Here is a 26,482-nt window from a genome sequence, read left to right on the forward strand (position 1 = left end):
ATATTAAACAAAAATACAATAATTATGATCATTTTAATTTACATAATTAAATATAAAAGTATCAACTTTTTTTGTTAATCTCCAGTAATTTGAAATGCCGTAAACCCTTTATCAACAATTAAGTATCCCTCTTTTTCTAAAGTAATTTTATCAAATGATACTTCTACATTATCAATTTCGATCATTTTAACTTTAAATGGTAATCCGATAAGATTTATTTTATATTTCGAATAATTCGTATCGTATTTTCCCTCTTTATGCAACTGAATAATCAATTCTTTCTCTTTACCGGTTGTTTGAAATGATAAGAAGCTGTATCTCCCTTTTTTGTAATCATATCCATCTTGCGCATCTTCATAAACTACTGATTTTTCTTTTCCTTCTTTGTAGTAAATATCTAATGTTAACTCATCAAATTCTAACTCTCCAACATATTGTTGAACAGGATATTTAGGGATGATTGCACCTGCTTTCACAAAAATTGGAATCTGATCAAATTTAGTGTCGACCCAAATTTCTTTTCCTCCTTTAACTTCTTCGTTGGTCCAATAATTATACCAGTGACCGCGAGGAATATACATCCTTCTTCCTAAGGCATTTGGCTCTAAAATTGGACATACTAATATTTGATTTCCAAAAACAAATTCGTCATTTCTGTAATGCGTTTGAATATCATCTTGGTCATAATATACCAATGGTTTCAGCATAGGAATTCCTTCCTCAATATATTGCCAAAACATAGTATATAAATACGGTAATAATTGATATCTCAAATTGACAAATTTTCTGGTGATATCAATAACTTCTTCATCAAAAGCCCAAGGCTCCTGGTCTCCGTGATCTCCTGAAGAGTGTGTTCTGCAAAAAGGATGGAAAACACCTAATTGAATCCAACGAGCATATAATTCCCCCGAAGGTTGTTCTGCAAATCCACCAATATCAGAGCCTGTGAACCCCATACCAGAAATTGACATGCGTTGTACTTGAATATTTGCAATCCATAAATGCTCCCAAGTGGCAACATTATCTCCTGTCCAAGAAGACGTATAACGTTGTGCTCCAGCGTATGCTGATCTTGTTATTACAAAAGGTCTTTTTGGATACGCAAATCGTTTTACACCATGATAGGTTGCTCTGGCCATTTGGGTACCGTAAATATTGTGTGCTTTTCTATGACTGCATGGATTTCCATCATAATCGTGACGTACATCCATAGGAAACGTTTTATTAGGAACCTCCATTACCGCGGGTTCATTCATATCGTTCCACACTCCTTTTACTCCAATATCTGAAATTAATTCTTTGAATAATCCCGCCCACCATTCTCTTACTGCAGGATTTGTATAATCTGGAAAATTACATTCTCCAGGCCAAACTTTCCCCTTCATGTAAGGACCATCAGCTCTTTTGCAGAAATAATCTTTTTCTAAAGCTTCTTTATATATAGCGTATTCTTTGTCAATTTTTATTCCCGGATCAATAATTACAACTGTTTTGAAACCATCTTCGGCTAATTCAGCCACCATTCTTTTGGGATCGGGAAAATATTCTTTGTTCCAAGTGAAACATCGAAAACCTTCCATATAATCAATATCTAAATATAGCGCATCACATGGAATTTTCAATTCCCTGAATTTAGCTGCCACTTCTTTTAAATTACTTTCAGGATAATAGCTCCATTTACATTGGTGGTATCCAAGTGCCCAAAGTGGCGGTAATTCAGGTTTTCCAGTCAAATCAGTATATGTGGTAACCACATCTTGCATTTGTGGTCCGTAAATGAAATAATAATTCATCTCACCACCCTCAGCCCAATAACTGGTTACGTTTCTTCTTTCGTGACAAAAATCAAAATAGGTTCTAAACGTATTATCAAAGAAAATACCGTAAGATTGCTTGTTTTGTAATCCAATATAAAACGGAACTACTTTGTATAACGGCTCTTGATCTTTTTGAAAAGCATATTGATCTGTAGCAAAATTTTCCAGTCTCTTCCCTTTCAAATTCATTTGGGTTGCTTTATCGCCAAGTCCGTAAAAGCATTCCCCATCTTTTGAAGCTTTACTCATTTTTACGATATTACCACCGTATTCATAGCTTTCTTCCCAATGGAAACCCAATTCATCTTCTAAAATAATAGTGTCTTCTAAATCAAAAATAGATAACCTCATATCTATTTTTTGAATTCTACATTTTACTTTACTGGTTTTTATCTGATAATAATCTTCCACTTCAGAAACCTCAAGAAAATTATATCCATGAGAATGACTTTTATCAACTGCGTAAGAAAAATCGCTACTAAAATACCCTTTTGTGGTAAATCTAAACCGGATTAAACTATCTCTTAATACCGTTACTTTTAGTATGACACTATTATCGGTATGAAAACTTATAGAATCAACTTCATGCTCAAAAGAAACTATTTTTGTGGGATATAGATCCCCTTTATATTCTAATTCTGTATTTGTAATCATTTTCTATAGTATTAATTTTAATCTTTTTCTAAAGCTAAAACTTACAAAATCACTTTGTAAACAGCTATATATGAGGGAATATTAGCGAAAACGTTATAGTGTGATTCAATGTAACAATCAACAATATACAATAATGGTTTTCATTATAAATGAAAACCATTAGCTATGCTTATCCGCAAAAAAACAATTTTGTACTTATGAAATTTTAAAAACAGTAACACTTAATGGAGGCAATAGCAACTCAACTGAATAATCTCTTCCATCATAAGGCATAGCCTCAATTGCTGTTTTTTTAGTGTTAGAAACTCCGCTTCCACCATAATTTGAAGCATCGCTATTAAAAATTTCTGTCAATTTTCCTTTTTTAGGTAAACCAATTCGATAATTAGGACGCACTACTTGAGTGAAATTACAAACTACAATTACATCGTTTTTTGGGTCATTACCTTTACGAATAAAAGACATTACTGCATTTTGATGATCGGAATAATTAATCCATTCAAAACCTTCAGGACTGAATTGTTTTTCGTGCAAAGCAGGCTGTGTCTTATATAATTTATTCAAATCTGTTATCAATATTTTTACTCCTTCATGATATGGATATTGCAACAAATGCCAATCTAAACTTCCTTCAAAATTCCACTCGCTACTTTGTCCAAATTCACTTCCCATAAACAACAATTTAGTTCCGGGATGCATAAACATATAGCCGTATAGTAATCTTAAATTCGCAAATTTTTGCCATTCATCGCCTGGCATCCTTCCTGCAATTGATTTTTTTCCATAAACCACTTCGTCATGCGAAAGCGGCAACATGAAATTTTCTGAAAAGGTGTACGTCATTGAAAAAGTCAAATCATTTTGATGGTATTTTCTATACACAGTATCTTTTTGAAAATATTCTAAAGTATCGTGCATCCAACCCATCATCCATTTCATACCAAAGCCTAAACCACCAACCGATGTAGGTCTGGAAACCATAGGAAAAGAAGTACTTTCCTCTGCTATAGTTTGAACTCCTTCATAATTTAAATAAACGGCTTCATTAAATTCCTTTAAGAAACTAATCGTATCCAAATTTTCTCTTCCTCCGTAAATGTTAGGTTCCCATTCGCCATCATTTCTGGAATAATCCAAATATAACATCGAGGCAACAGCATCAACACGCAAAGCATCTGCATGATAATAGTGTAACCAAAATAAAGCATTGCTTATTAAGAACGAACGAACTTCATTTCGTCCATAATTAAAAACCAAACTTTTCCAATCAGGATGATAGCCTTTTCTGCGATCTGGATGTTCAAAAAGATTAGACCCGTCAAAAAAGCCTAAACCATGTGCGTCATCTGGAAAATGAGAGGGTACCCAGTCGAGAATTACACCAATTCCGGCTTCATGTAATCTATCTACTAAATGCATGAATTCTTGCGGATTCCCAAAACGGGAAGTTGGCGCAAAATATCCCACTAATTGATATCCCCAAGAAGGATCATACGGATATTCCATTACAGGCATAAACTCTACGTGAGTAAAGCCTGTTTCTTTTACATAGTTAACTAAATCTTCAGCAAATTCTAGATAGGTCAAAAAACGATTTTCTTCTGCATGGCGTTTCCAAGAGCCTAAATGTACTTCATAAACAGAATAAGGTTTGTCTAAACCATTATGATTTTGACGCGTTTGCATCCAGTTTTTGTCATTCCATTTATAATCTAAGTCCCAAACTACAGAAGCTGTATGTGGAGGTTTTTCACAGTAAAAAGCAAAAGGGTCTGCTTTCTCAGTTACTATACCACCATTATTAGATTCTATTTTATATTTATACGTTGTGCCTTTTTTGACATTTGGAATAAAACCTTCCCAAATACCGGATGAATCCCAACGAACTTCTAAAAGATGTTCGCCTTGTGTCCAAAAGTTGAAATCCCCAACCACAGATACAGAATGAGCCGTAGGAGCCCAAACGGCAAAATAAACGCCATCTACTCCATCAACCGTAATAAGATGGGCACCTAATTTTTCGTATAGTCGGAAATGTTTCCCTGATTTGAATAAATCGATATCAAAATCGGTAAAAAGGGAATGCGAGATAACTTTACTCATATAATATTTGTGTAATTCTATTTTTTATAAAAAAAAACAGAATATTATTTTAAGAAAAAACAGTTGATAAATTTATTTTATGATGTAATTGTCCGGTATAACAGCTCCTTTTTTAATAACAACAATCCCGTCTTTAATAGCGTATAATTCATTCGAAAAATCTTCTAAATGGCTGCCTCCTTTGATGTAAACATCATTCCCAATTCGACAGTTTTTATCCACGAGAGCATTGCTTATAAAACATCTTTCTCCAATCCCCACCAGTTGTCTCCCTGTTTTAACATCGTCATTCATATCATCAATATTCTGATAAAAATCATTCCCCATGACATAACAATTCTGAATAATGGTTCCCTCGCCTATTCTGGATCGGATCCCAATAACGGAGCGATTTATTTCTTTCGCATTCAAAATACAACCTTCTGAAATCAATGATTTATCAATCATTGTTTTTTGGAATTTAGAAGGTGGCAATAATCTTGGTCTAGTATAAATTTTATTGTCGTTATCGAATAAATTAAATTTAGGTAGATCTTCAGTCAGTCCAATATTCGCTTCAAAAAAAGAATCAATATTACCAATGTCTGTCCAATATCCTTCATATTGGTAACTCAATATCTTTTTGTGACCTACTGCCTGTGGAATAATTTCTTTACCAAAATCTTTAGTTTCTTTATTTGACATGATGTCTACCAACAGTTTTTTGTTGAAGATATAAATTCCCATTGAAGCCAAATAATGCTTGCCTTCACTTTTCATTTGGTCGCTCACATCCGATTCCCAATCTGGCAATAATTCCTTTGCAGGTTTTTCGATGAAGGATTCAATACAACTTTCGGAGTTTGTTTTTAATATTCCAAATTCAGGAGCATCTTTTGCATTTACTGGCAAAGTCGCAATAGAAATATCGGCTTCATTCTTAATGTGCTCCTCTAACATATCGTTGAAATCCATTTGATACAACTGATCTCCGGAAAGAATCAAAGCATAATCAAAATCATGGTTCAAGAAATGAGGCATACATTGTCTTACAGCATCAGCTGTTCCTTGAAACCAAGTTGGATTATCGGGAGTTTGTTCTGCTGCAAGAATATCAACAAAAGCATGGCTAAAAATACTAAAATTATACGTGTTTTTTATATGAGCATTTAAAGAAGCAGAGTTGAATTGCGTCAGTACAAACATTCTGTAAATATCTGAATTCATACAATTTGAAATCGGAATATCAACCAATCTATATTTACCTCCTATTGGTACTGCAGGTTTAGACCTTGTTTCTGTCAATGGATATAATCTGGATCCTTGTCCTCCACCTAAAATTATTGCAATAACATTTTTCTTTTTAGCTTTCATTTTTTGTTAATTATTAAATTGTACATTTCTATATATTCCTGACAAACCCTTTCCCAAGAATGATCAGTACTCATTCCTTTTTTTATAATTTTATTTAAGTGTTTTTTATCGTCGTATAAATTTACTGCCCTTTGAATCGAATAACAAACATCACCTACAGTTGCCTGGTCATGACAAATTCCATTTCCATCATCTCCAAAATCGACTACAGTATCTTTCAATCCCCCGGTCCTGCGAACTATAGGAATTGTTCCATAGCGCAACGAGTACATTTGGTTCAAACCACAAGGTTCCACTCTTGAAGGCATTAATAAAAAATCAGAACCTGCATAAATTAAGTGCGCTAATTCCTCATTATAACCAATAAACGTATTGTAATTCCCTTTGTAATCCGATAACAAGCCATTCAATTCATTCTCAATAGCTGTATTTCCTGAACCTAAAATTAAAATATTAATTTGTTGATAATTTTCAGATAAAGCTAACGCTGCAGCATGTGGTAATAAATCGCCTCCTTTTTCTTCTAATAACCTACCAATGAAACTAAAAAGTGGTTTTGTTGGGTCTAGATTAAAAAGGTTGCATAATTTTTCTTTATTTTCTTGTTTTCCTTTTTCGAAATTTTTAATCGAATAGTTTTTTTCTAACATCATGTCTTTAGCAGGATCCCAAACTTCGATATCAATTCCGTTTAAAATTCCTCTGGATTTATAACGCACCAGATTAAATAAATACTCTAATCCATTAGCTGAATAATTAATCTCATTCAAATAACTTGGTGATACTGTTGTTACACCCCAAGCACATTTTACGGCTACTGCTAATGAATTAATACAATTATCCCATTCTAAAACTTTAACATGAGCTAAATCAAATTCTGGTAAATAATACAATTTATCAAAACCAAATTGCCCTTGATACAAACCATTATGAATGGTAATCATGGAAGGGGTATTACGCAATTTTTCGTATTTATAACAATACAACATCATAAATGGAATTAAACCAGTATGATGGTCATGGCAATTGATTACATCAGGAACTTCATTTCTACCTATAATCCAATCCAAAGTTGCGATTTGAAAAGACAAAAAACGTTCTATATCATCTTGATATCCATAAACATCTTTTCTGTCAAATAATTCTTGGATTTCAACTAAATACAATTCAAATCCTAACTTATCTGTTTTTTCTTTGAGAATACTAAAAGGAAAATTAAAATTCCCCAATTTCACATGTCCCCAATGAACACATTCAAAATCATTTTCTTTTTTGAATTTTGTGTCATAACATGGCATCACTACTCTTACTTGATGTCCTGCGTTATTTTGATATTTTGGCAATGCACCTACAACATCAGCTAAACCTCCTACTTTAGCTATGGGGTAACATTCTGCACTGATATGAAATATTTCCATTTATGAAATTTTGGTGTTTTAGTTAATTATAACACTATTCGAATTATTTAATATTTCCGTCTTTTATGTTAATACCAATAAAAACTTTATAAAAAATACTACTTTTATGTTTTTCTAAATTTACTAAAAAAATTATAATATAATAACGCACTTGAAAATTTATTGAAATGACAAAAAAAACTTCTAATCATACCCAATCATTGAAAATTCCTAAAATTATCTTATTAACCAGTAAATTAATCTCTTTTATTTCTCCAAAACTAATTACATTATTTGCTGCTAAACTTTTTACAACTCCCATAAAACATAAAATTCCAAAAAGAGAATTAGAAATGGATCGAAATAGCATTCAAAAATTAATCCCAGTTCCTGCTATTAATAAAGAAGTTGTTTTGTACCAATATGGAAAAAGCAAAAAGAAAATTTTATTAGTTCACGGTTGGTCAGGACGCGGAACACAATTATTTAAAATAGCCGATGAACTGCTAAAAGCTGGATATTCAACCGTTAGTTTTGATGCTCCTGCCCATGGAAAATCTCCGGGAAAAGATACTATCATGGTCGATTTTATCGCTACAATTTTAGAAATAGATCGACAATTTGGGCCATTTGAAGCAGCTATTGGTCATTCATTAGGAGGAATGTCAGTTTTGAATGCGATAAAAAAAGGATTAAAAGTAAATCATGCTGTAGTTATTGGCAGTGGAGACATTGTAGAAGATATTATGGATGATTTTGTAGCAAAATTAGGACTCAAACCAACAGTGAGTACTCTTTTACGTTTGCATTTTGAAAAAAAATATGGAGAAAAAATGAATAGTTATTCTGCTTTTCTAGCCGCAAAGGAAACCACTATTCCAGTTTTAGTAATTCATGACAACAATGACCCTGAAGTTCCTGTAAAAGCAGGGATTCACATTCATGAATACTTAAAAAATGGGGAGTTATTATTAACCGATGGATTAGGGCATAGAAAAATTCTAGGCAATCCTAAAGTAATTGAAAGAACAGTTCAATTCATTCAAAATAAATAACTGTTTCACAGCATCGTAAAGAAATTAAACTCTTATCCGCAAGAAATATAAAATAAAGAATACTAATTTTTAATAAAATTAATAAATCATGAAATATCCTGTAGAAAAAACCGAACAAGAATGGAAAGAACAATTGGGAGAAGAACGTTATAGAATTCTTCGACAAAAAGGAACTGAATACCCACACACGGGAACTTATAACTTACATTACGAAAAAGGAACCTACTGCTGTGGTGCCTGTGGAGAACCTTTGTTCGAAAGTAATTCTAAATTTGATGCCCATTGCGGTTGGCCTTCATTTGACGAATCTATACCCGGAAAGGTAGAATACATTTCAGATGTTACCCACGGAATGAAACGTACTGAAATCCTTTGTGCTAATTGTGGAAGTCATTTAGGGCATGTATTTGATGACGGACCTACAAAAACCGGACAACGCTATTGTGTGAACTCCTTATCTGTTGATTTTAAAGAATAATGCTATGGATTTATTTGGAAATTCTAATGATTGGGCTAAAAATTTAAAACCTATCTTAACTAAATATAAAGGACGAAAGCATCCGCTGGAGTATCATAATTTATATCAACTTATGGTGATGGTCGTTTTATCAGCACAAGATTCCGATGCTAATATTAATAAAATTGCACCAGTCCTATTTGAAGCCTATCCTAATATGGAAAGTCTAGCTGTTTCTAATGTTGAAGCATTATTTCCATACATCGCTAAAGTCCGGAATTTTGGAACCAAAGCAAACTGGCTTTTAGAAATAGCGCTAACCATCCAAAAAGACGAAAATATCCCACTTACTATGGAAGGTTTGGTTGCATTAAAAGGCATTGGAAGAAAATCAGCTAATGTAATTCTACGCGAAGCAAAAATTCCCGCAGAAGGAATCATAGCTGATTTACATGTTATTAGGGTTGCACCAAGAATTGGATTAATCCCAGAAACCAAAGACGGGATTAAAGCCGAAAAACAACTCATGCACGTTTTACCAGGAGAAATCTGGGGTGAAATTGGAATGGCAATTTCATTTTTAGGAAGAGAAATTTGTCGGCCACAACCCAAATGTCTAGAATGTCCTATTAACTCCAATTGTGAGTATTATAAAAAATAAAAGGGTAAAAAGTGATTCACTCTTTACCCTTTTAAATATTTTCGAAATGTAATTTATTATAAAAAAGAAGCTTTAAGTTCTGGTTTTAAACGCTTTTTTGAGGCCTGTTCGTAAGCATAACCCAATCCTATTAATTCCCCTTCCGTATAAGGAGTCCCAAAAAATGATAAACCAACGGGTAGATCATAAACCATCCCATTAGGAACCGTAATATGCGGATAACCACTTGCCGCAGCAGGAGAAGTTAAAGAATATCCTCCCCAACGATCGCCGTAAATCATATCAATACTACAAGCAGGTCCCATTGTGATTCCACAAATAGCATCTAACTTATTATCCTCAAAAACAGCATTTAGAATACCTTTACTTCCTTCAAAACTTACATTTAAAGCATCTGTATATTTTTTATCATCCAATCCTTTTTTTGTATTTGAACTCTCTAGTGTTTCTTGTTTAAAATACGGCATTGCTTTATCTTCATTAGCAGCATTAAAATCAATGACCTCTTTCAGATTTTTTACTTTTGCATTGGCTGTAGCCAAATAGCTGTTCAATCCGTCTTTAAATTCATATTGCAAAACTTCAAATTCAGCTTGACCCAGAGCATTAATTTTCTCCAAATAGTCAATTCCGATAATAATAGCACCTTGTTTTTTTAGAAGATTAATGGCATCTGCTAAAAGTGCATTAATGTATTTATTATTTCCCTGTGGCTTTTTTTCAATACCAATACGTTTGCCTTTCAAAGCATTTATATCTAGAAACGTTGTATAATCTTTCTGCGCTTTTCCTTTACTTTCAAGAGTTACAGAATCATCTTCGTCAATCGCCGTTATTGCACCTAATAAAATGGCAGCATCAGTAACGGTTCTCGCCATTGGACCAGCTGTATCTTGTGTTTTTGAAATTGGAATAATTCCAGATCGACTAACCAAACCAACTGTTGGCTTAATCCCTACAATTCCGTTTACCGAAGCTGGACAAACAATAGAACCATCCGTTTCAGTTCCAACAGCAACAACACAAAGATTAGCTGACACTGCCGCTCCAGAACCCGCACTTGAACCACATGGATTATGATCTAAAATATATGGATTTTTAGTTTGACCGCCTCTGCTGCTCCATCCGGAACACGATTGGGTGGAACGAAAATTTGCCCATTCACTCAAATTGGTTTTTCCAATGATTATTGCTCCGGCATCTCTCAGTTTTTTAACTATAAAGGCATCTTTTGAAGCAATATTTCCTGCCATTGCCAAAGATCCTGCAGTGGTTTGCATTTTATCTGCTGTGTCTATATTATCTTTTATTAAAACGGGAATTCCATGTAAAGAGCCTCTGCTTTTACCTGCTTTCAACTCTTTATCCATTGCAACAGCAATAGCCACTGCATCAGGATTGACTTCGATAACAGAATGCAATTGAGGTCCAGTTGCATCAATAGCTTCTATGCGTTTTAAATATAATTGTACTAATTGTTCCGAAGTATATTTTCCAGAAGCTAATTTCTCCCTTAAACTGCCGATGGTTTCTTCATCCAGTTCAAAGGCTACATAATCTTCAACTGATGCTAAATTTTCATCCTTTTTTGTATTAGACGTACAACCTGCAATTAAAAGTGTGGTAAGACCTGCAGACGCTAAAGTTGCAGTAGTTAAAAAAGATCTTCTTTTCATAGATGAATCATTTATTTGGAAACTATATATTAAGTAATCTACTAAAGTACTTTTTTTTTATCAAATACAATAAACTATTAATGGTTAAAAAGTTAAAGCTTAACAATGTATCATACACCTTATTAAATCTCAAAATGGTATTAAATTCCTATTTTAGGTATTCAAAAGAGAAATATTCATCAGTCTTATTAGGAAGAATATTTCTGTATTTATAAGTGAATTTCCATTTTTTTATTCAATCCAATAATTTCAAAAAGGATTAAACCATGCTCAATTCTAAATATAAATCAATCGTTTTCAATACATTAAAAATACATAGGAATTACTATTGTCGTCATTCTTTCTTTGATGTATACAACGCTTTTTTTTAAAAGGATTAAACAAGAAATAAAAAAATGTAGCTAATATTGAATAAACTCTAAAAGTTTTAGGGAAATATTAAATTGGACCAATCCTAAAAGTTGTGGGAAAATATTAATAAATCGATTTTTGCATTTTAAAATTACATAAAATACAAGATTATTTTGGAGAGCCTATTAAGTAATTATTACCAGAAATTATAGTTGAATACATGAATAAACTTCTTATCAAAAAGGAGAAGAAATACTTCATCTTATTTAAAGGAGATCAATTCCATTCCAAAGGAATACAGAGGAAACAAATTAAGTTCCAAAAGATTCTTTGACCAGATAATTGTTCAGTATTTTCCAATTCGTGGACAACAAGTATACCTGTATATCACTCGCAGAAGATGGCTCAATGAAGACACTGGAAAAGTGGTTTTTAGAGAGTGGAATTTAGTGGCAGACGGAACTCGGGTAACACAGGAGTTTGCGTCTTTTTTAAAAGAAATCAATAGATTCAAAGCCTAATGACTATAATTCTATTGCTTCTTTCTACGGAGTTAACGGTAAAAATTTACAATACCAATATAAGGATTTCTTGAGCAATTTTAAAATCTGGGATCAAAAATCGCATACTAAAGAGTGTCTTATTTCCAAAAACTGGATCAATCCTAAACACTTAAGCAAATGTTTATCGATAGATGAAACATCCCGCTCCAACGACGAACTCTATACTATCTTAACAAACAAAGTAACCAAAGGAAGAAAGGGAGTAAAGTTGCCATGATTGCCGGTACTAAAGTAGATACTGTAATTTATATTATAAAAAAATACTCTAAAAGCGCGCAATCAAGTCACAGAAATTAAAGCTTTTAGATTGCAATGTAAAGGGTTATAAAAAATTGATATTTTCTTGTTCAAGTTATCTAACCCTTTTAAATAATCCCCAACTTTTGCACCTAATCCGTCAAATGAAGGAAAAGGGATGTCTTGTATACAAAAAAAAAGAGAGGAAACCTTTCGGCAATCCCTCAAAGTGGGCGATGAGGGGTTCGAACCCCCGACCACTTCCGATAGAATCGGAATGCTCTGAAGCAGGTGAACTAATTTTTTTTTGAAATTAGTTCCTGAATTTTAATACTGCTTTTCCAAGATTTGATTTGTAATTCTCTTTGTTGAACTAATTCTTTTGTTTCGTATTTTTCGATATAAACAACTTTCCAATCATTTACGTTGCCAGTAAAACCTTTGCTTTTTTGATTGTGCCTAATAATACGTTCTTCTAAATTAGAAGTGAAGCCAATATAATATCTATTTTTAATTCCACTAAATAGGATGTAAGTAATGTGTTCCATAAACTATTAGACATAAAAAAACTCCATTATTTCTAATGGAGTTTATTGTGGGCGATGAGGGGTTCGAACCCCCGACCCCCTCGGTGTAAACGAGGTGCTCTGAACCAGCTGAGCTAATCGCCCTAGTACAATTTAGTTACTTTCATTTCCTTATTGCGAGTGCAAATATACATCTAGAATTCATATCTGCAAGCAGAATTGTAAAAAAAATCAATAAAATATCAACCTTATTTGCTTTAACGCTTTATTATAGCACTTTATGATAAGCATGAAACTCTAGTATTTTTTTGTATTGATTCGTTATAGTCTTACATTTGTGATATAAACAATAGATAATGGCCAGGTTCAAAGAAAACGATTTACCAAAATCAAAAATTACTGCAAGTTCACTCCAAAAAGCAACTGCAATATTTCAATATGCAGGAAATCATCGTTGGAAATTTTATGTAGGTTTAATTTTTTTATTATTTACAGGAGCAACTGCTCTTGCCTTTCCTAAATTAATGGGAATGCTTATCGATTGTGTAAAAAATAAAGACAACTCACAGGCTAACATGATTGCGGGCGGTTTACTAATAATCTTATTTCTACAATCTATATTTTCGTTTTTTAGACTGTATTTATTTGTCAATTTCACTGAAAATACATTGGCTAACCTTAGAGTAGCACTTTACAGTAATTTGGTAAAACTACCGATGTCTTTCTTTTCGCAAAAGCGTGTAGGGGAATTAAACAGTAGAATAAGTTCTGACATAACCCAAATACAAGACACTTTAACGTCTACAATTGCCGAATTTTTAAGACAATTTATTCTAATAATTGGCGGCGTTCTTTTATTGGCAAACGAAAGCATCAAATTGACTTTATTGATGTTATCCGTAGTTCCCCTTGTGGCTGTTGCTGCAGTTATTTTTGGACGATTTATCCGGAAATATTCAAAAAATGTTCAAGATAAAGTTGCCGAAAGTCAGGTAATTGTTGAAGAAACCATGCAAGGTATTAGTATTGTTAAGGCTTTCGCGAATGAGTGGTACGAAATTGCCCGTTACAACGGAAAAATAAAGGAAGTCGTTACCATTGCTATCAAAGGTGGCAAATACCGCGGTTACTTTGCTTCTTTCATTATTTTTTGTCTTTTTGGAGCCATTGTTGCCGTAGTTTGGTACGGAGTTAGATTAAGTATCAGCGGTGAAATGAGTGTAGGACAATTGATTTCTTTTGTATTGTATTCTACATTTGTAGGTGCTTCGTTTGGTGGAATTGCGGAGCTTTATGCCCAAATCCAAAAAGCAATTGGAGCAACGGAACGTGTTTTTGAATTATTAGATGAAACTCCTGAAAAAATTAATTCCGTTCAAGAGGTTGCTGAAACGCAGAAAATAAAAGGTAATGTTACGTTTAACAATGTAGCATTCAGTTACCATTCGAGAAAAGAGATTAAAGTATTGAAAGACGTCAGTTTTACGGCTAATTTTGGTCAAAAAATTGCTATTGTAGGTCCAAGTGGAACCGGAAAATCAACTATTGCTTCGCTTTTATTACGTTTTTATAATATTGATGAAGGAGAAATATTGGTTGACGGAAAAAATATTTATGATTTTGACTTAGAAAACCTTCGAGGAAACATGAGTATTGTACCGCAAGATGTAATTTTATTTGGAGGAACCATCAGAGAAAATATTGCGTATGGAAAACCAAATGCAACCGAAGAAGAAATTCTTACAGCTGCAAAACAAGCAAATGCTTATAATTTCATCGAAAGTTTTCCTGAAAAATTTGAAACTATTGTGGGAGAAAGAGGAATTAAACTTTCCGGAGGACAAAGGCAACGTATTGCAATTGCGAGAGCTTTATTGAAAAATCCAAGTATATTGATTCTGGATGAAGCCACATCATCATTAGACAGTGAAAGTGAAAAACTAGTTCAAGAAGCATTAGAAATTTTAATGGAAGGAAGAACCAGTATCATTATTGCGCACCGTCTTTCAACCATTCGAAGCGCAGATCAAATTTTGGTTTTGGATAAAGGAAAAATTACAGAACAAGGAACACATCAAGAATTAATAGCTCTAGAAAATGGTATCTATAAAAATTTAAGTAATCTGCAGTTTAGCAATTCTTAAATTTAAACAACCTTATCATTATTTTTGGACACTGATAAAACTGATTCGTACAAGCGAAAACACGGACAAAAACTGATTTTCTCATGTTGTTAATACAACTAAAATCAGTTTTTATCCGTGTCTTTACAAAGTAAATCTGTGTAATCCGCGTTCTATTTTATATTGACTACTTCCCTTTTCTTCTGTTACGTTCTGTTTTGATTAATGTCAATTCACGACTCGTTTGCCCCGCTACGGAAGTATTTTCTTCAGCACGACGAATCAAGTACGGCATCACATCTTTTACAGGGCCAAAAGGCAAGTATTTAGCAACATTATATCCATGAGCAGCTAGATTGTAACTGATATTGTCACTCATGCCATACAATTGGCCAAACCAGATTCTGTCATCGTTATTTTTAATTCCTTTTTCCTGCATTAATTCCATCAACGTATAGGTACTTAACTCATTGTGGGTTCCCGCGAAAATAGACATCGCATCTAAGTGCTCAATCATATATCGAACTGCAGCGTCGTAATTTTCATCGGTAGCTTCTTTTGAAGCGCATATTGGCGATGGATATCCTTTTTCTTCAGCCCGTGCAATTTCTTTTTCCATGTAAGCACCACGAACTAATTTCATACCAATGAAGAATCCCTCTTTTTTGGCTTGCTCGTGTAATTTTTTCAGGTAATCCAAACGATCCCAGCGATACATTTGCAACGTATTGAAAACAATGGCTTTTTCTTTATTGTATTTGCGCATCATTTCGGTCACTAAATCATCCGCTGCATCTTGCATCCAACTTTCTTCACCATCAATAAGTAAGGCAACATTTTTTGCATGAGCATCTTTACAAACCAAATCAAAACGGGCCACTACTCTATTCCACTCCGCTTGCTCTTCAGGAGTTAAAGTTTGTTTTTCTCCTAATTTCTCATACAATTCAAAACGACCAAAACCAGTTGGTTTAAAAACTGCAAAAGGAATCGCTTGACGTTCCTTGGCAAATTCAATGGTTTTTAAAGTCATTTCAAGTGCAGCATCAAACTGATCTTCTTCCTCTTTTCCTTCTACAGAATAATCCAAAACAGATGAAACTCCTTTAGTGTACATTTTATCAACCACTGAAAGACAGTCCACTTCGTTTACTCCGCCACAAAAATGGTCAAAAACCGTAGCACGTATCAAACCTTCCACAGGAAGATTCGCTTTTAGGGCAAAATTAGTAACCGCAGTTCCTATTCGAACTAAAGGTTGATTATCAATCATTTTGAAAAGAAAATAAGCTCTATCAAGTTCCGTATCACTTTTTAATGAAAAGGCAACTTGCGTATTATTGAATATTTTTTCCATTATTTGTTAAATTTTTGTACAAATATAGACAGAGTTTTGAATATTATTTAGCAAAAATTGCCTTATTTTGCGGTTCCAATTAATCAATACAGATGCAATCAATTCAAGCCAACAGTTATCCGATTCATTTCAACGAAAAAGGATATGAAGCCCTAAACCTTCATTTGACAGAAAATAAATATTCCAAACTTTTTATTATTGTAGATAGTAATACAAATGAGTTTTGCATACCAAAATTTCTCCCTTTTTTAGAAACCGATCTTACTATTGAAATTATTGAATTTGATGCCGGTGAGGAAAATAAAAATATTGAGACTTGCGTCCAAATTTGGAATGTATTGACCGAACTTGGTGCTGACAGAAAAAGTCTTGTAATTAATCTGGGTGGCGGCGTTGTTACAGATTTAGGTGGTTTTGTTGCTTCAACATTCAAGCGCGGAGTTGATTTTATTCACATTCCTACTACGCTACTATCGATGGTTGATGCATCTGTAGGTGGGAAAAACGGGGTTGATTTAGGAAATTTAAAAAACCAAATTGGTGTTATAAATGTTCCAATAATGGTACTTATCGATACGCAATATCTTGAAACGGTACCACAAAACGAAATGCGTTCCGGTCTTGCAGAAATGTTGAAACACGGTTTAATATATGATAAGGAATATTGGGAGCAATTTTTAGATTTAAAATCTATAGATTTTGCTGATTTTGATGGGTTGATCTATCGTTCTGTCGAAATAAAAAATGAAATTGTAATACAAGACCCTACGGAGAAAAACATTCGAAAATCATTGAATTTTGGTCATACATTGGGTCATGCGATTGAAAGCTATTTTCTGGAAAATGAAAATAAAACTACTTTATTACACGGAGAAGCTATTGCCGTAGGGATGATATTGGAAAGTTACATTTCATTACATAAAAAACTCATCAATCAAGAAGAGTATTATCAGATAAAATCAAGTATAAAATCTATATATGTCGACATTTTTTTTGATGAAAATGACATCGAACCTATCATGGAATTACTCATACACGATAAAAAAAATGAGTATGGTAACATTCAGTTTGCTTTGATAGAGGGTATCGGAAAAATAAAAATCAATCAATCAGTTGAAAATGAATTAATTCTTGAAGCATTTCAAGATTATAAATCTTAATTATTTTTTATAAAAAGGATTGCATTGCGTATATAATATTTTTTACATTTGCATCAATGAAAAAAAGTCAAAACAAGCAAAATTATAGTTCTGATAAAACCCGAAACAATATCTCTTTTTTAAGAATATTGAAACGATTTTATTCTATTAAAGGAAACTTCAGTTTTGATGTTTTTCAATACATGAAAGCAGAAAACGAGAAGCTTCAGATTGTTTATGCAAATATTAGAGTTTGAATTTTAGATTAAGTCATACACACTATTTTAATCTATAATTCAAAAATATAATGAATACAAAATATTCTGATTTAATCAATCAAACCTATTACTTTCCACAAGAAGAATTTACATTAAACAAAGATAATCTTCAGTTTCATAATATTGATTTGATGAAACTGGTAGAAAAATATGGTACTCCATTAAAATTTACTTATTTACCTCAAATTTCCAACAACATTAACAAAGCCAAAAGCTGGTTTCGTAAATCAATGGAAAAAAACAAGTATGAGGCAAAATATTACTATTGTTATTGTACAAAAAGTTCTCATTTTGAATATATCATGAATGAAGCTTTTAAGAATAACATCCATATTGAAACGTCATCTGCTTTTGACATTAATATTGTTGAAAATTTATTAGCAAACGGTAAAATAAATAAAAGCACGTATGTAATTTGTAATGGTTTCAAAAGAGACCAATATATTGAGAACATAGCGCGACTTATTAATACAGGTCATAAAAATACGATTCCAATTATTGATAATTATGAAGAACTTGATTTGCTTCAAGGTCAGATAAAAAATAAATTCAAAATAGGAATTAGAATTGCCGCAGAAGAAGAGCCTAAATTTGAGTTTTATACTTCTAGATTGGGAATTGGATACAAAAATATTGTTCCGTTTTACAAAAAGGAAATCAAAGAAAATAAGAAATTGGAACTGAAAATGTTGCACTTTTTTATCAATACAGGTATTAATGACAATGCCTACTACTGGAATGAATTAGTAAAATGTATCAAGGTTTATGTGGCATTGAAAAAAGAATGCCCCACTCTTGACGGATTAAATATTGGTGGAGGTTTTCCAATAAAAAACTCCTTGGCATTTGAATATGATTATCAATATATGATTGATGAAATCATCAATCAGATAAAAATAGCTTGTGATGAAGCCGAAGTTGATGTTCCAAATATTTTTACTGAATTTGGTTCATACACAGTAGGTGAAAGCGGCGGAGCTATTTACCAGATATTGTATCAAAAACAACAAAATGACAGAGAAAAGTGGAACATGATTGACTCTTCATTCATCACTACTTTACCAGATACTTGGGCAATTAACAAACGTTTTATCATGCTGGCAGTAAATCGTTGGAATGATGCGTACGAAAGGGTTTTATTGGGCGGAATGACTTGTGATAGCGATGATTATTACAACTCAGAACAAAACATGAATGCTATTTATTTGCCAAAGTATAATAAAGAAAAACCATTATATATTGGATTCTTTAATACGGGTGCCTATCAAGAAACAATTGGTGGATACGGAGGTTTACATCACTGCCTTATTCCACAGCCGAAACATATATTGATAGACAGAGATGAGAACGGATTTTTGGCAACTGAGGTGTTCTCAGAACAACAAACCTCTGAAGATGTCTTGAAAATATTAGGTTACGACAAGAAAAAATAAATTCACAATAATTCAATTAGTCAATTTAAAAATTCGTTAAATTTGAAATACTATTTCTAATGTAATGATTTTTAAGTATTTAAATTTTAAAAAATGAGCAAAGGACCAATCAGTCAGTTTATTGAAAAGCATTATTTGCATTTTAATTCTGCATCTTTAGTTGACGCAGCTAAGGCTTACGAACAACAATTAGCCAATGGTGCAAAAATGATGGTGAGCATGGCTGGAGCTATGAGTACAGCAGAGATTGGAAAGATTTTTTCCGAGATAATCCGTCAGGACAAAGTTCATATTATTTCTTGTACTGGTGCTAATCTTGAAGAAGACATCATGAATTTAGTAGCTCATTCTCATTATGAAAGAGTGCCAAATTATCGTGATTTGACTCCTCAAGACGAATGGGATTTATTAGAAAGAGGTTTAAATCGTGTTACAGACACTTGTATTCCGGAGCACGAAGCATTCCGTCGTTTGCAAAAGCATATTTACAAAATCTGGAAAGATGCTGATGATAAAGGCGAAAGATATTTTCCGCATGAATTTATGTACAAAATGTTACTTTCAGGTGTTCTTGAAGAATATTATGAAATTGACTTAAAAGACAGCTGGATGTATGCAGCTGCTGAGAAAAATTTACCTATTATTGTACCGGGATGGGAAGATAGCACAATGGGAAACATATTTGCATCGTATGTAATTAAAGGAGATTTAAAAGCTTCAACAATGAAATCCGGTATCGAATATATGGTTTTCTTGTCTGACTGGTATCCAAAAAATAGTACAAACGGTGTAGGTTTCTTTCAAATTGGTGGTGGTATTGCTGGAGATTTTCCAATATGTGTGGTACCAATGTTGTACCAAGATATGGAAATGCATGACATTCCATTTTGGAGCTATTTCTGTCAGATTTCAGATTCAACAACCAGTTATGGTTCGTATTCTGGAGCGGTACCAAATGAAAAAATAACTTGGGGTAAATTAGATATTAAAACCCCTAAGTTTATTATTGAGTCAGATGCTACCATTGTAGCACCTTTAATTTTCGCTTATTTATTAGATTTATAGAATATTTTTATGAAGAGAGTAATTGTTGATTACGCAAAACTTACCAATGAAATTTTAAACCTATTGGTGGATAAATTTCCAGATGGTTATGATGATTCAAACATTATAAGTTTTAGAAACGCTAAAAATGAATTAGTTGAAGCAGTTGAAGTACGAACTGAAGACACTATTTATTTAGTAAAAGTGAGCACTAAACTTGCTGATAGAATTGAAAATTATGATGAAGATGATGAAATAATCTTAGACGATGTTGTTGAACCAATCAAAGGTCTTGATTTAGATGACGATATTGATGATGACGATGATGAAGACGCCATCGACAAACCAGATTCTGATTCAGGAGATGATGAGGACGATGACGATTCTGACGAAAAAGATTTCTCAGATGAAGACGATGACGAAGATGAGGATTAATTAATCCCATTTAAATATATTTAAAAAAAGGAACTCATTCACGAGTTCCTTTTTTTATAACTTTAGACTTCTAAATACACGCCACAATGACTCCTCAAATCTTATATGCCAAACTAAAGGAAAACTTTGGTTTTGAAAAATTTAGACCCAATCAAGAAGAAATAATAAACTGCATTCTATCTGGGCAAGATACATTGGCAATAATGCCTACAGGTGGTGGGAAATCAATTTGTTTTCAATTACCAGCATTACTTTTTCCCGGAATTACAATCGTAATTTCCCCTCTTATCGCTTTAATGAAAGATCAAGTCGATGGTCTAAAAGCCAATGGAATTGAAGCCTGTTACATCAACAGCAGTCAAACCGAAGACGAACGTCAATTTTATATCGAAAGCTTAAAATCGAATACAATTAAGCTCGTTTACATTGCTCCAGAAAGCTTGTCATTTCTGGATAATATTTTCAATAGTTTGACCATAAGTCTTATCGCTATTGATGAAGCGCATTGCATTTCATCATGGGGACATGATTTCAGACCAGCATATACAAATCTTGGTTATCTGAAAAATCGCTTCCCTTCTACTCCAATTTTAGCTTTAACTGCCACTGCTGATAAGGCTACACGTAAGGATATTAGCGAACAATTAAATCTAAAAAATCCGAAATTATTTGTAGCATCTTTTGATCGAAAAAATTTAAGTTTAGAAGTGCGTCCTGCTTTGGACAGAGTCAAACAAATAATAGATTTCATCCAAGAAAAACCAAACGAATCTGGGATTGTATATTGCTTGAGCAGAAAAACAACCGAAGAACTGGCCGAAAAATTGCAGAAAATCGGAATTAGTGCTAAAGCCTATCACGCCGGTTTAGACAATAAAATACGTTCGAAAACACAAGATGAATTTATCAATGATGACTGTAAAGTAGTTTGTGCAACCATCGCTTTTGGGATGGGAATTGATAAATCAAATGTGCGCTGGGTAATTCATTACAATTTACCTAAAAATATTGAAGGTTATTATCAGGAAATTGGTCGTGCAGGTCGCGATGGTTTGCCATCAGAAACCGTATTGTTCGAAAGTTATGGTGATGTGATTCAATTGCAAAAATTTGCTTCCCAAGGTTTAAACGCCGAAGTACAACTGGCAAAACTGGAGCGAATGAAACAATATGCCGATGCTTTGAGTTGTCGCAGAAAAATATTACTCTCCTATTTTGGCGAACTCGTTACAGAGAATTGTGGAAATTGTGATATCTGTAAAAACCCGCCGCTTTTTTTCGATGGAACAATAATTGCTCAAAAAGCATTATCGGCAATTATTAGGTTACAGGAAACCGAACCACTGCCTGTAATTATTGACTTTTTGCGCGGTTCTAAAAATGCTTATATTTATGAAAAAGAATACCAAAACCTAAAAACGTATGGTGTTGGTGTTGATCTTTCATGGTATGACTGGAATCAATATTTAATACAATTGATAAATCTTGGGTACTGTGAGATTGCTTTTCATAAACAAAATAAAATTCGACTTACTTCTTTAGCTAAAAAAGTATTGTTTGAAGGTGAAAAAGTACAACTGACGACGGTTCAGAAAATCAATATCGAGAAGCAAGAAATCAAAGAAACGAAAAGCAAAACAGTAGCTAATTCGCTTTTTGAAACCTTACGGAAATTACGTTATGAAATTTCTAAAGAAGAGTCCGTTCCGGCTTATGTAATTTTCAGTGATGCGGCTTTGCGCCAAATGGAAACCGAAAAACCGATGAGTGATACTGAATTACTCGCAATTGATGGTGTTGGTAAAGCAAAACTGGAAAAATATGGTGATGCTTTTATAAAAGTTATTCAAGATTTCCAAAAAGCAAAAGGAACTAAAAAGAAAAAAGAAGCCACAACCTACAAAGAAACATTGGAACTTTTTAAAAATGGATTGACTGTTGGGGAAATTGCTCAAAAAAGAAAATTAGGATTAAGTACCATTATGTCTCATTTAGCAAAACTATATGTTGACGGAGCTGATATAGATTTAGATTCGTTTATCTCAAAAGAAGAAGTTTCGCAAATTGCCGAAGCGCAAATAAAACTGGAATCACCTAATGCCTTGAAACCCTATTTTGATTATTTTGAAGAAAAAATAGACTATGGAAAAATCCGATTAGCATTAGCAGTACTAGAAAAAGAGAATACTGTGCTTTAATACATTTATATGATACAATCCTTTCCTCCTTTTGTAAATTCTCAAACCAAAATTTTGATTTTAGGAACTATGCCTGGCATTGCATCACTGGAAAAACAGGAGTATTATGCACATAAAAGAAATCATTTCTGGAAAATAATGTACACATTGCTGGATAATTTACCGATATCTGAAATCTTCGAAGAAAAGATACAATTACTCCAAGCAAACAACATTGGGCTTTGGGATGTTTTAGAAAATTGCGAAAGAAAAGGGAGCTTGGACATCCATATCAAAAATCAAAAAGAAAATGATTTTGAAACATTATTCAAAGAATTCCCAGGAATCACTACAATCATGTTTAACGGAAAAGAAAGCCATAAATACTTTCTGAAAAAATTCGGACAAATAAAAGGCATCACTTATTATGTGATGCCTTCTACTAGTCCTGCAAATACTATGTCATTTGACAACAAGCTAAAAATCTGGTCAACAGGTTTTCAATAAATTATAAATACCTTTCCTGAAAAACCTTTTGATGGTGTTTCTGATGCCCAATCATAATAAAACCGATCGCACGAACCGACACAGCAGCATTTGAAGCAGTTCCAATTCTCTTTAATTGTTCGTCTGAGAAACTTTTAAAAAGAAATAAATTAGCATGTCTAACCGCTGAGAATTCTGCTAATAAATCCTGTATGCCTCTCACATTGGCGTTAGTATTATCTACATAATGATTCTCATCAAAACCTGGCAAAGGCGTTTCATCATTCCTGGAAATACGCAAGGCGCGATACGCAAAAATACGCTCGGTATCGATTACATGCTGAATAATTTCTTTGATATTCCACTTCCCCTCTGCATATATATAATCAAATTTATCCATTGGGATATTTTGCACAAAACGGATAAATTCGTGAAGAGAAATTTCTAATTCTTCAATCATTTCAACGTTTCCAGCAGCTTGAATATAAGTTGCATTAAAACTCGAATACTCGTTTATAGGTAATTGATCTGTTTTCATTTTTTTTTATAATTAAGCTGAATTTCTACTTGCATTAGTGTTCCCAAAAAGGGAACGAGTAACAATTTTTTCGTACACTTTAATTAAAGCTTCATCGGGTTGAACTTCCTTATTTAACTCATTAATTCGCAACAACGCATATTGTTGTATTGTCAACAATGGCAATACAATACGCTCTCTTATTTGTATAGATGCTTTACCATCAGGGTAATTTTCCATTAACTCTTTATGGCCAGCAATTTTCAAAAGCAATCGTTTTGTTTCTAAAAACTCGTCATAAATAATTTGCCAAAAAGCACCAAATTGTGGGTCTTTTTTCATGTAAGCTGTCAGTGGGAAAAATGACTTAGCTAATGACATCATACTATTTTCTAACAAGGTTTTAAAGAACAATGAATTGTCATATAAATCCTGAACTTTACTCCATTGATTTGTATCTTCAAAATATTTTAGTGCCGTACCTACACCAAAAAATCCAGGTACATTTTGCTTTAACTGGCTCCAAGAACCCACAAAAGGAATCGCACGTAAATCAGCAAAATCTAAATGTTCTGATTTACTTCTTTTGGATGGTCGACTTCCAATATTTGTCTTAGCATAGTACTTCAAAGTACTCATTTGTTCCAAATAAGGAATGAATTTTGGATGATTTTTAAAGCTCAAATACTTTTCATATCCCAAACCAGCTAATTGATCCAATATATTTTTTTCGTCTAAGGTCAATTCATTTTGTCCTTTGCTAAAAACCTGATTGGTTACACCGGCACTTAATAAGTTTTCCAAGTTATAACGACAGGAATCTAAAGTTCCAAAATTAGAACTAATCGTTTGTCCTTGAACTGTTACCTGAATTTCATTGTTTTCAATATTTGGCCCCAATGAGGCATAGAATTTATGTGTTTTTCCACCACCACGGGCTGGAGGTCCTCCACGACCGTCAAAGAAAATTGCTTTTACACCATATTTCCTAGAAATCGTAGTAAGCTCTTCTTTTGCCTTGTAAATACTCCAATTCGCCATTAAATAGCCTCCGTCTTTTGTTCCGTCAGAGAAACCAAGCATGATGGTTTGTTTATTACTTCTACTGGCTAAGTGTGCTGCATAAGTTGGATTGGTGTACAATTTCTCCATGATTTCATGGGCATTTTGCAAATCATCAACCGATTCAAAAAGCGGAATAATATCAACCGGAGGATTCTCCCAATTACTCAAACGGAATAACGCAAAGGTTTCCATAACATTTAGCGCGCTTTCATTATTGCTAATTATATAGCGGTTGGCGCCAAATTCACCATTATTTTCCTGAATTATTTTAATCGCCTGAATAGATTCAATTGTCAAACGAGTCATCTCATTCGGAAAAACAGCCGCATCAAGATTTCCGCTTACATTTGATAAAACCTTTAGCTTATCTTCTTCTTTTAATTCAAAATAATTTTTTGGAAAAACATCAGGATTTGTTTTGAGATAAAATGCAACAACATCATTAAACACAGCATCGTGAATTTTACTATTCTGACGAATATCTAAAGATGCAAAATGAAACCCAAATAAATTTACTTTTATCAGAAGCGCGTCCAATTCATCTAAATATAACGATTGATGTTGATCAATAACAATTTGTTTTATTTTACTCAACTGCGATTTAAATTCGTCAAGAGTAATGAAAATTTCTCCTTTGGAATAAAACACAGACCTGTAAAGTTTTTGTTCAAGTTCAGTAACCAAAGTATCTACTCCAGAGAAAGTTAGTTTTCTTTTTAAATCCCGCATTTCGATGTAATAACATTTTAAAATCGAGGTTCGCAAGCGTTCCGCTACTTTCAAAGTTATTTCGGTTGTCACAAATGGATTCCCATCACGATCACCACCGGGCCAAAAACCAAGTTTAATTAAAGGATTTTTTATCGAATTTCCGTTAAAAATATTTTTTTGAAGATAGTGCACCATCTCACCGGAAGTATGATAGAATACATTTTCAAGATACCATATCAAACTTACTGCTTCATCAAAAGGATTAGGTTTTTCGTTTTGAATAAAGGGAGTTTTACCTAATTGGGCCAGTAATTGCTTAATGTCAAGAAGGTTGTTTTTTCGAATCGCTTCTGTCAAATCATTGATAATTCCTAGCACAGCTCCAGGATAAAATTGTGTAGGATGTGCAGTCAAAACCGTTCTAACATTGAAATCTTCTAAAAAATCGACCAATTCGTCTTCTTTATCTTTTGCATCTGATTTTTCCTTAATATCCCTTAAGGATCCTCTTCCCTCCATATTATTAACAACCGGAAAAGCTGCATCTTCAATGGCATCAAAAAGAACAATTTGACGTTCTATATATTGAATAAAACGAAACATGATATCAATTTTCTCTGATTCCGAAGCATTGTGTAAATACCTTTCAGCAAAAAAATCAACTATCTCTTTAGGTGTTTCTTGTTTTTTAAATCCCGTATCGCAAATGTCTGTAAATAAAGGAAGCAAGGCTCCTGTATTATCTATAGATTGAAAGGGTAATGTAATAAACACACTATTGTAAATGTTGTATTTAGAAAGAACATCTTGGTTGAAACGTTCAATTTTAGGTAATGTGTACATAGTCTAGTTGTAGTTGGTTT

At 33.1% G+C, this 26,482-nt stretch carries 21 protein-coding genes and 1 tRNA gene; 12 read left to right on the forward strand and 10 right to left on the reverse strand.

Features of this window, described 5'->3' with window-relative positions; translation table 11 throughout:
- Positions 1–74 precede the first annotated feature (74 nt).
- From ACNQF6_RS10970 to ACNQF6_RS10985, 4 genes are all read right to left on the reverse strand, one after another.
- On the reverse strand, positions 75–2,474 hold the full coding sequence (locus ACNQF6_RS10970) for a glycoside hydrolase family 31 protein (protein ID WP_417965820.1): 2,400 nt from the start codon (positions 2,472–2,474) through the stop codon (positions 75–77).
- Between the two features lie 195 nt (positions 2,475–2,669).
- Entirely contained in the window at positions 2,670–4,577 is a 1,908-nt protein-coding gene (gene glgB / locus ACNQF6_RS10975; protein ID WP_417965822.1) for a 1,4-alpha-glucan branching protein GlgB, read from the reverse strand.
- Between the two features lie 72 nt (positions 4,578–4,649).
- Complete coding sequence (locus ACNQF6_RS10980; protein WP_417965825.1) at positions 4,650–5,930, reverse strand: glucose-1-phosphate adenylyltransferase; 1,281 nt, start codon at positions 5,928–5,930, stop codon at positions 4,650–4,652.
- A complete protein-coding gene (locus ACNQF6_RS10985; RefSeq protein ID WP_417965827.1) occupies positions 5,927–7,348 on the reverse strand; it encodes a glycogen synthase in 1,422 nt (473 codons plus the stop codon). The genes ACNQF6_RS10980 and ACNQF6_RS10985 overlap by 4 nt, the downstream gene beginning before the upstream one ends.
- A gap of 167 nt (positions 7,349–7,515) precedes the next feature.
- On the opposite strand from ACNQF6_RS10985, the gene ACNQF6_RS10990 reads away from it, so the two are divergent.
- From ACNQF6_RS10990 to ACNQF6_RS11000, 3 genes are all read left to right on the forward strand, one after another.
- Entirely contained in the window at positions 7,516–8,382 is an 867-nt protein-coding gene (locus tag ACNQF6_RS10990; RefSeq protein ID WP_417965829.1) for an alpha/beta hydrolase, read from the forward strand.
- Positions 8,383–8,470: 88 nt separating this feature from the next.
- Positions 8,471–8,860 carry a peptide-methionine (R)-S-oxide reductase MsrB gene (msrB, locus tag ACNQF6_RS10995; RefSeq protein WP_417965831.1) on the forward strand — a complete coding sequence of 130 codons (390 nt, stop codon included), beginning with the start codon at positions 8,471–8,473 and terminating at the stop codon, positions 8,858–8,860.
- 4 nt (positions 8,861–8,864) lie between these two features.
- Positions 8,865–9,500, forward strand: a complete 636-nt coding sequence (locus tag ACNQF6_RS11000) for an endonuclease III domain-containing protein (protein ID WP_417965833.1) — start codon at positions 8,865–8,867, stop codon at positions 9,498–9,500.
- A 56-nt stretch (positions 9,501–9,556) separates the two neighbouring features.
- Here ACNQF6_RS11000 and ACNQF6_RS11005 read toward each other — a convergent pair whose 3' ends face one another.
- Positions 9,557–11,176 carry an amidase gene (locus ACNQF6_RS11005; RefSeq protein WP_417965835.1) on the reverse strand — a complete coding sequence of 540 codons (1,620 nt, stop codon included), beginning with the start codon at positions 11,174–11,176 and terminating at the stop codon, positions 9,557–9,559.
- A 635-nt stretch (positions 11,177–11,811) separates the two neighbouring features.
- Between ACNQF6_RS11005 and ACNQF6_RS15730 the strand changes: the two genes are divergently transcribed.
- Entirely contained in the window at positions 11,812–12,048 is a 237-nt protein-coding gene (locus ACNQF6_RS15730) for an ISAon1 family transposase N-terminal region protein (RefSeq protein WP_470303389.1), read from the forward strand.
- A gap of 575 nt (positions 12,049–12,623) precedes the next feature.
- On the opposite strand, the gene ACNQF6_RS11010 is transcribed toward ACNQF6_RS15730, so the two are convergent.
- Both ACNQF6_RS11010 and ACNQF6_RS11015 read right to left on the reverse strand, forming a co-directional pair.
- Positions 12,624–12,875 (reverse strand): GIY-YIG nuclease family protein, encoded by a 252-nt coding sequence (locus tag ACNQF6_RS11010; RefSeq protein ID WP_417965837.1) that lies wholly within the window; start codon positions 12,873–12,875, stop codon positions 12,624–12,626.
- Positions 12,876–12,923: 48 nt separating this feature from the next.
- Positions 12,924–12,998, reverse strand: a tRNA-Val gene (locus tag ACNQF6_RS11015).
- 212 nt (positions 12,999–13,210) lie between these two features.
- Here ACNQF6_RS11015 and ACNQF6_RS11020 point away from each other — a divergent pair.
- The gene (locus tag ACNQF6_RS11020; RefSeq protein WP_417965839.1) at positions 13,211–14,998 is read left to right on the forward strand and encodes an ABC transporter ATP-binding protein; all 1,788 of its coding nucleotides are present in this window, start codon (positions 13,211–13,213) and stop codon (positions 14,996–14,998) included.
- A 166-nt stretch (positions 14,999–15,164) separates the two neighbouring features.
- Here ACNQF6_RS11020 and ACNQF6_RS11025 read toward each other — a convergent pair whose 3' ends face one another.
- Complete coding sequence (locus ACNQF6_RS11025; RefSeq protein ID WP_417965841.1) at positions 15,165–16,334, reverse strand: proline dehydrogenase family protein; 1,170 nt, start codon at positions 16,332–16,334, stop codon at positions 15,165–15,167.
- A gap of 92 nt (positions 16,335–16,426) precedes the next feature.
- Between ACNQF6_RS11025 and aroB the strand changes: the two genes are divergently transcribed.
- The 7 genes from aroB (at position 16,427) to ACNQF6_RS11060 (ending at position 23,347) form a co-directional block, all read left to right on the forward strand.
- Positions 16,427–17,494, forward strand: coding sequence for a 3-dehydroquinate synthase (gene aroB, locus ACNQF6_RS11030; protein ID WP_417965843.1), 1,068 nt, complete (start codon positions 16,427–16,429; stop codon positions 17,492–17,494).
- Positions 17,495–17,550: 56 nt separating this feature from the next.
- Positions 17,551–17,730: a hypothetical protein gene (locus tag ACNQF6_RS11035; RefSeq protein WP_417965845.1), complete on the forward strand. Its 180-nt coding sequence runs from the start codon at positions 17,551–17,553 to the stop codon at positions 17,728–17,730.
- Positions 17,731–17,780: 50 nt separating this feature from the next.
- The gene (locus tag ACNQF6_RS11040; protein WP_315209746.1) at positions 17,781–19,184 is read left to right on the forward strand and encodes a type III PLP-dependent enzyme domain-containing protein; all 1,404 of its coding nucleotides are present in this window, start codon (positions 17,781–17,783) and stop codon (positions 19,182–19,184) included.
- A gap of 93 nt (positions 19,185–19,277) precedes the next feature.
- On the forward strand, positions 19,278–20,249 hold the full coding sequence (locus ACNQF6_RS11045) for a deoxyhypusine synthase family protein (RefSeq protein ID WP_073208830.1): 972 nt from the start codon (positions 19,278–19,280) through the stop codon (positions 20,247–20,249).
- Positions 20,250–20,258: 9 nt separating this feature from the next.
- Complete coding sequence (locus ACNQF6_RS11050; RefSeq protein WP_417952413.1) at positions 20,259–20,663, forward strand: DNA primase; 405 nt, start codon at positions 20,259–20,261, stop codon at positions 20,661–20,663.
- An 86-nt stretch (positions 20,664–20,749) separates the two neighbouring features.
- Entirely contained in the window at positions 20,750–22,861 is a 2,112-nt protein-coding gene (gene recQ, locus ACNQF6_RS11055) for a DNA helicase RecQ (RefSeq protein WP_417965846.1), read from the forward strand.
- A 9-nt stretch (positions 22,862–22,870) separates the two neighbouring features.
- Entirely contained in the window at positions 22,871–23,347 is a 477-nt protein-coding gene (locus tag ACNQF6_RS11060) for a DNA-deoxyinosine glycosylase (RefSeq protein ID WP_417965848.1), read from the forward strand.
- A gap of 1 nt (position 23,348) precedes the next feature.
- Here ACNQF6_RS11060 and ACNQF6_RS11065 read toward each other — a convergent pair whose 3' ends face one another.
- Both ACNQF6_RS11065 and ACNQF6_RS11070 read right to left on the reverse strand, forming a co-directional pair.
- Positions 23,349–23,864, reverse strand: a complete 516-nt coding sequence (locus tag ACNQF6_RS11065) for a DinB family protein (RefSeq protein WP_417965850.1) — start codon at positions 23,862–23,864, stop codon at positions 23,349–23,351.
- A gap of 12 nt (positions 23,865–23,876) precedes the next feature.
- The gene (locus ACNQF6_RS11070; RefSeq protein WP_417965852.1) at positions 23,877–26,462 is read right to left on the reverse strand and encodes a phosphoenolpyruvate carboxylase; all 2,586 of its coding nucleotides are present in this window, start codon (positions 26,460–26,462) and stop codon (positions 23,877–23,879) included.
- Positions 26,463–26,482 lie beyond the last annotated feature (20 nt).

Source organism: Flavobacterium pasteuri (assembly GCF_048286615.1).
Taxonomy (GTDB): Bacteria; Bacteroidota; Bacteroidia; order Flavobacteriales; family Flavobacteriaceae; genus Flavobacterium.

What these genes read in the sequence shown, in the direction of transcription:
- ACNQF6_RS10970 (WP_417965820.1), bottom strand. Translation starts at nt 2,474, where the DNA reads ATGATTACAAATACAGAATTAGAATATAAAGGGGATCTATATCCCACA.
- glgB (WP_417965822.1), bottom strand. Translation starts at nt 4,577, where the DNA reads ATGAGTAAAGTTATCTCGCATTCCCTTTTTACCGATTTTGATATCGAT.
- ACNQF6_RS10980 (WP_417965825.1), bottom strand. Translation starts at nt 5,930, where the DNA reads ATGAAAGCTAAAAAGAAAAATGTTATTGCAATAATTTTAGGTGGAGGA.
- ACNQF6_RS10985 (WP_417965827.1), bottom strand. Translation starts at nt 7,348, where the DNA reads ATGGAAATATTTCATATCAGTGCAGAATGTTACCCCATAGCTAAAGTA.
- ACNQF6_RS10990 (WP_417965829.1), top strand. Translation starts at nt 7,516, where the DNA reads ATGACAAAAAAAACTTCTAATCATACCCAATCATTGAAAATTCCTAAA.
- msrB (WP_417965831.1), top strand. Translation starts at nt 8,471, where the DNA reads ATGAAATATCCTGTAGAAAAAACCGAACAAGAATGGAAAGAACAATTG.
- ACNQF6_RS11000 (WP_417965833.1), top strand. Translation starts at nt 8,865, where the DNA reads ATGGATTTATTTGGAAATTCTAATGATTGGGCTAAAAATTTAAAACCT.
- ACNQF6_RS11005 (WP_417965835.1), bottom strand. Translation starts at nt 11,176, where the DNA reads ATGAAAAGAAGATCTTTTTTAACTACTGCAACTTTAGCGTCTGCAGGT.
- ACNQF6_RS11010 (WP_417965837.1), bottom strand. Translation starts at nt 12,875, where the DNA reads ATGGAACACATTACTTACATCCTATTTAGTGGAATTAAAAATAGATAT.
- ACNQF6_RS11020 (WP_417965839.1), top strand. Translation starts at nt 13,211, where the DNA reads ATGGCCAGGTTCAAAGAAAACGATTTACCAAAATCAAAAATTACTGCA.
- ACNQF6_RS11025 (WP_417965841.1), bottom strand. Translation starts at nt 16,334, where the DNA reads ATGGAAAAAATATTCAATAATACGCAAGTTGCCTTTTCATTAAAAAGT.
- aroB (WP_417965843.1), top strand. Translation starts at nt 16,427, where the DNA reads ATGCAATCAATTCAAGCCAACAGTTATCCGATTCATTTCAACGAAAAA.
- ACNQF6_RS11035 (WP_417965845.1), top strand. Translation starts at nt 17,551, where the DNA reads ATGAAAAAAAGTCAAAACAAGCAAAATTATAGTTCTGATAAAACCCGA.
- ACNQF6_RS11040 (WP_315209746.1), top strand. Translation starts at nt 17,781, where the DNA reads ATGAATACAAAATATTCTGATTTAATCAATCAAACCTATTACTTTCCA.
- ACNQF6_RS11045 (WP_073208830.1), top strand. Translation starts at nt 19,278, where the DNA reads ATGAGCAAAGGACCAATCAGTCAGTTTATTGAAAAGCATTATTTGCAT.
- ACNQF6_RS11050 (WP_417952413.1), top strand. Translation starts at nt 20,259, where the DNA reads ATGAAGAGAGTAATTGTTGATTACGCAAAACTTACCAATGAAATTTTA.
- recQ (WP_417965846.1), top strand. Translation starts at nt 20,750, where the DNA reads ATGACTCCTCAAATCTTATATGCCAAACTAAAGGAAAACTTTGGTTTT.
- ACNQF6_RS11060 (WP_417965848.1), top strand. Translation starts at nt 22,871, where the DNA reads ATGATACAATCCTTTCCTCCTTTTGTAAATTCTCAAACCAAAATTTTG.
- ACNQF6_RS11065 (WP_417965850.1), bottom strand. Translation starts at nt 23,864, where the DNA reads ATGAAAACAGATCAATTACCTATAAACGAGTATTCGAGTTTTAATGCA.
- ACNQF6_RS11070 (WP_417965852.1), bottom strand. Translation starts at nt 26,462, where the DNA reads ATGTACACATTACCTAAAATTGAACGTTTCAACCAAGATGTTCTTTCT.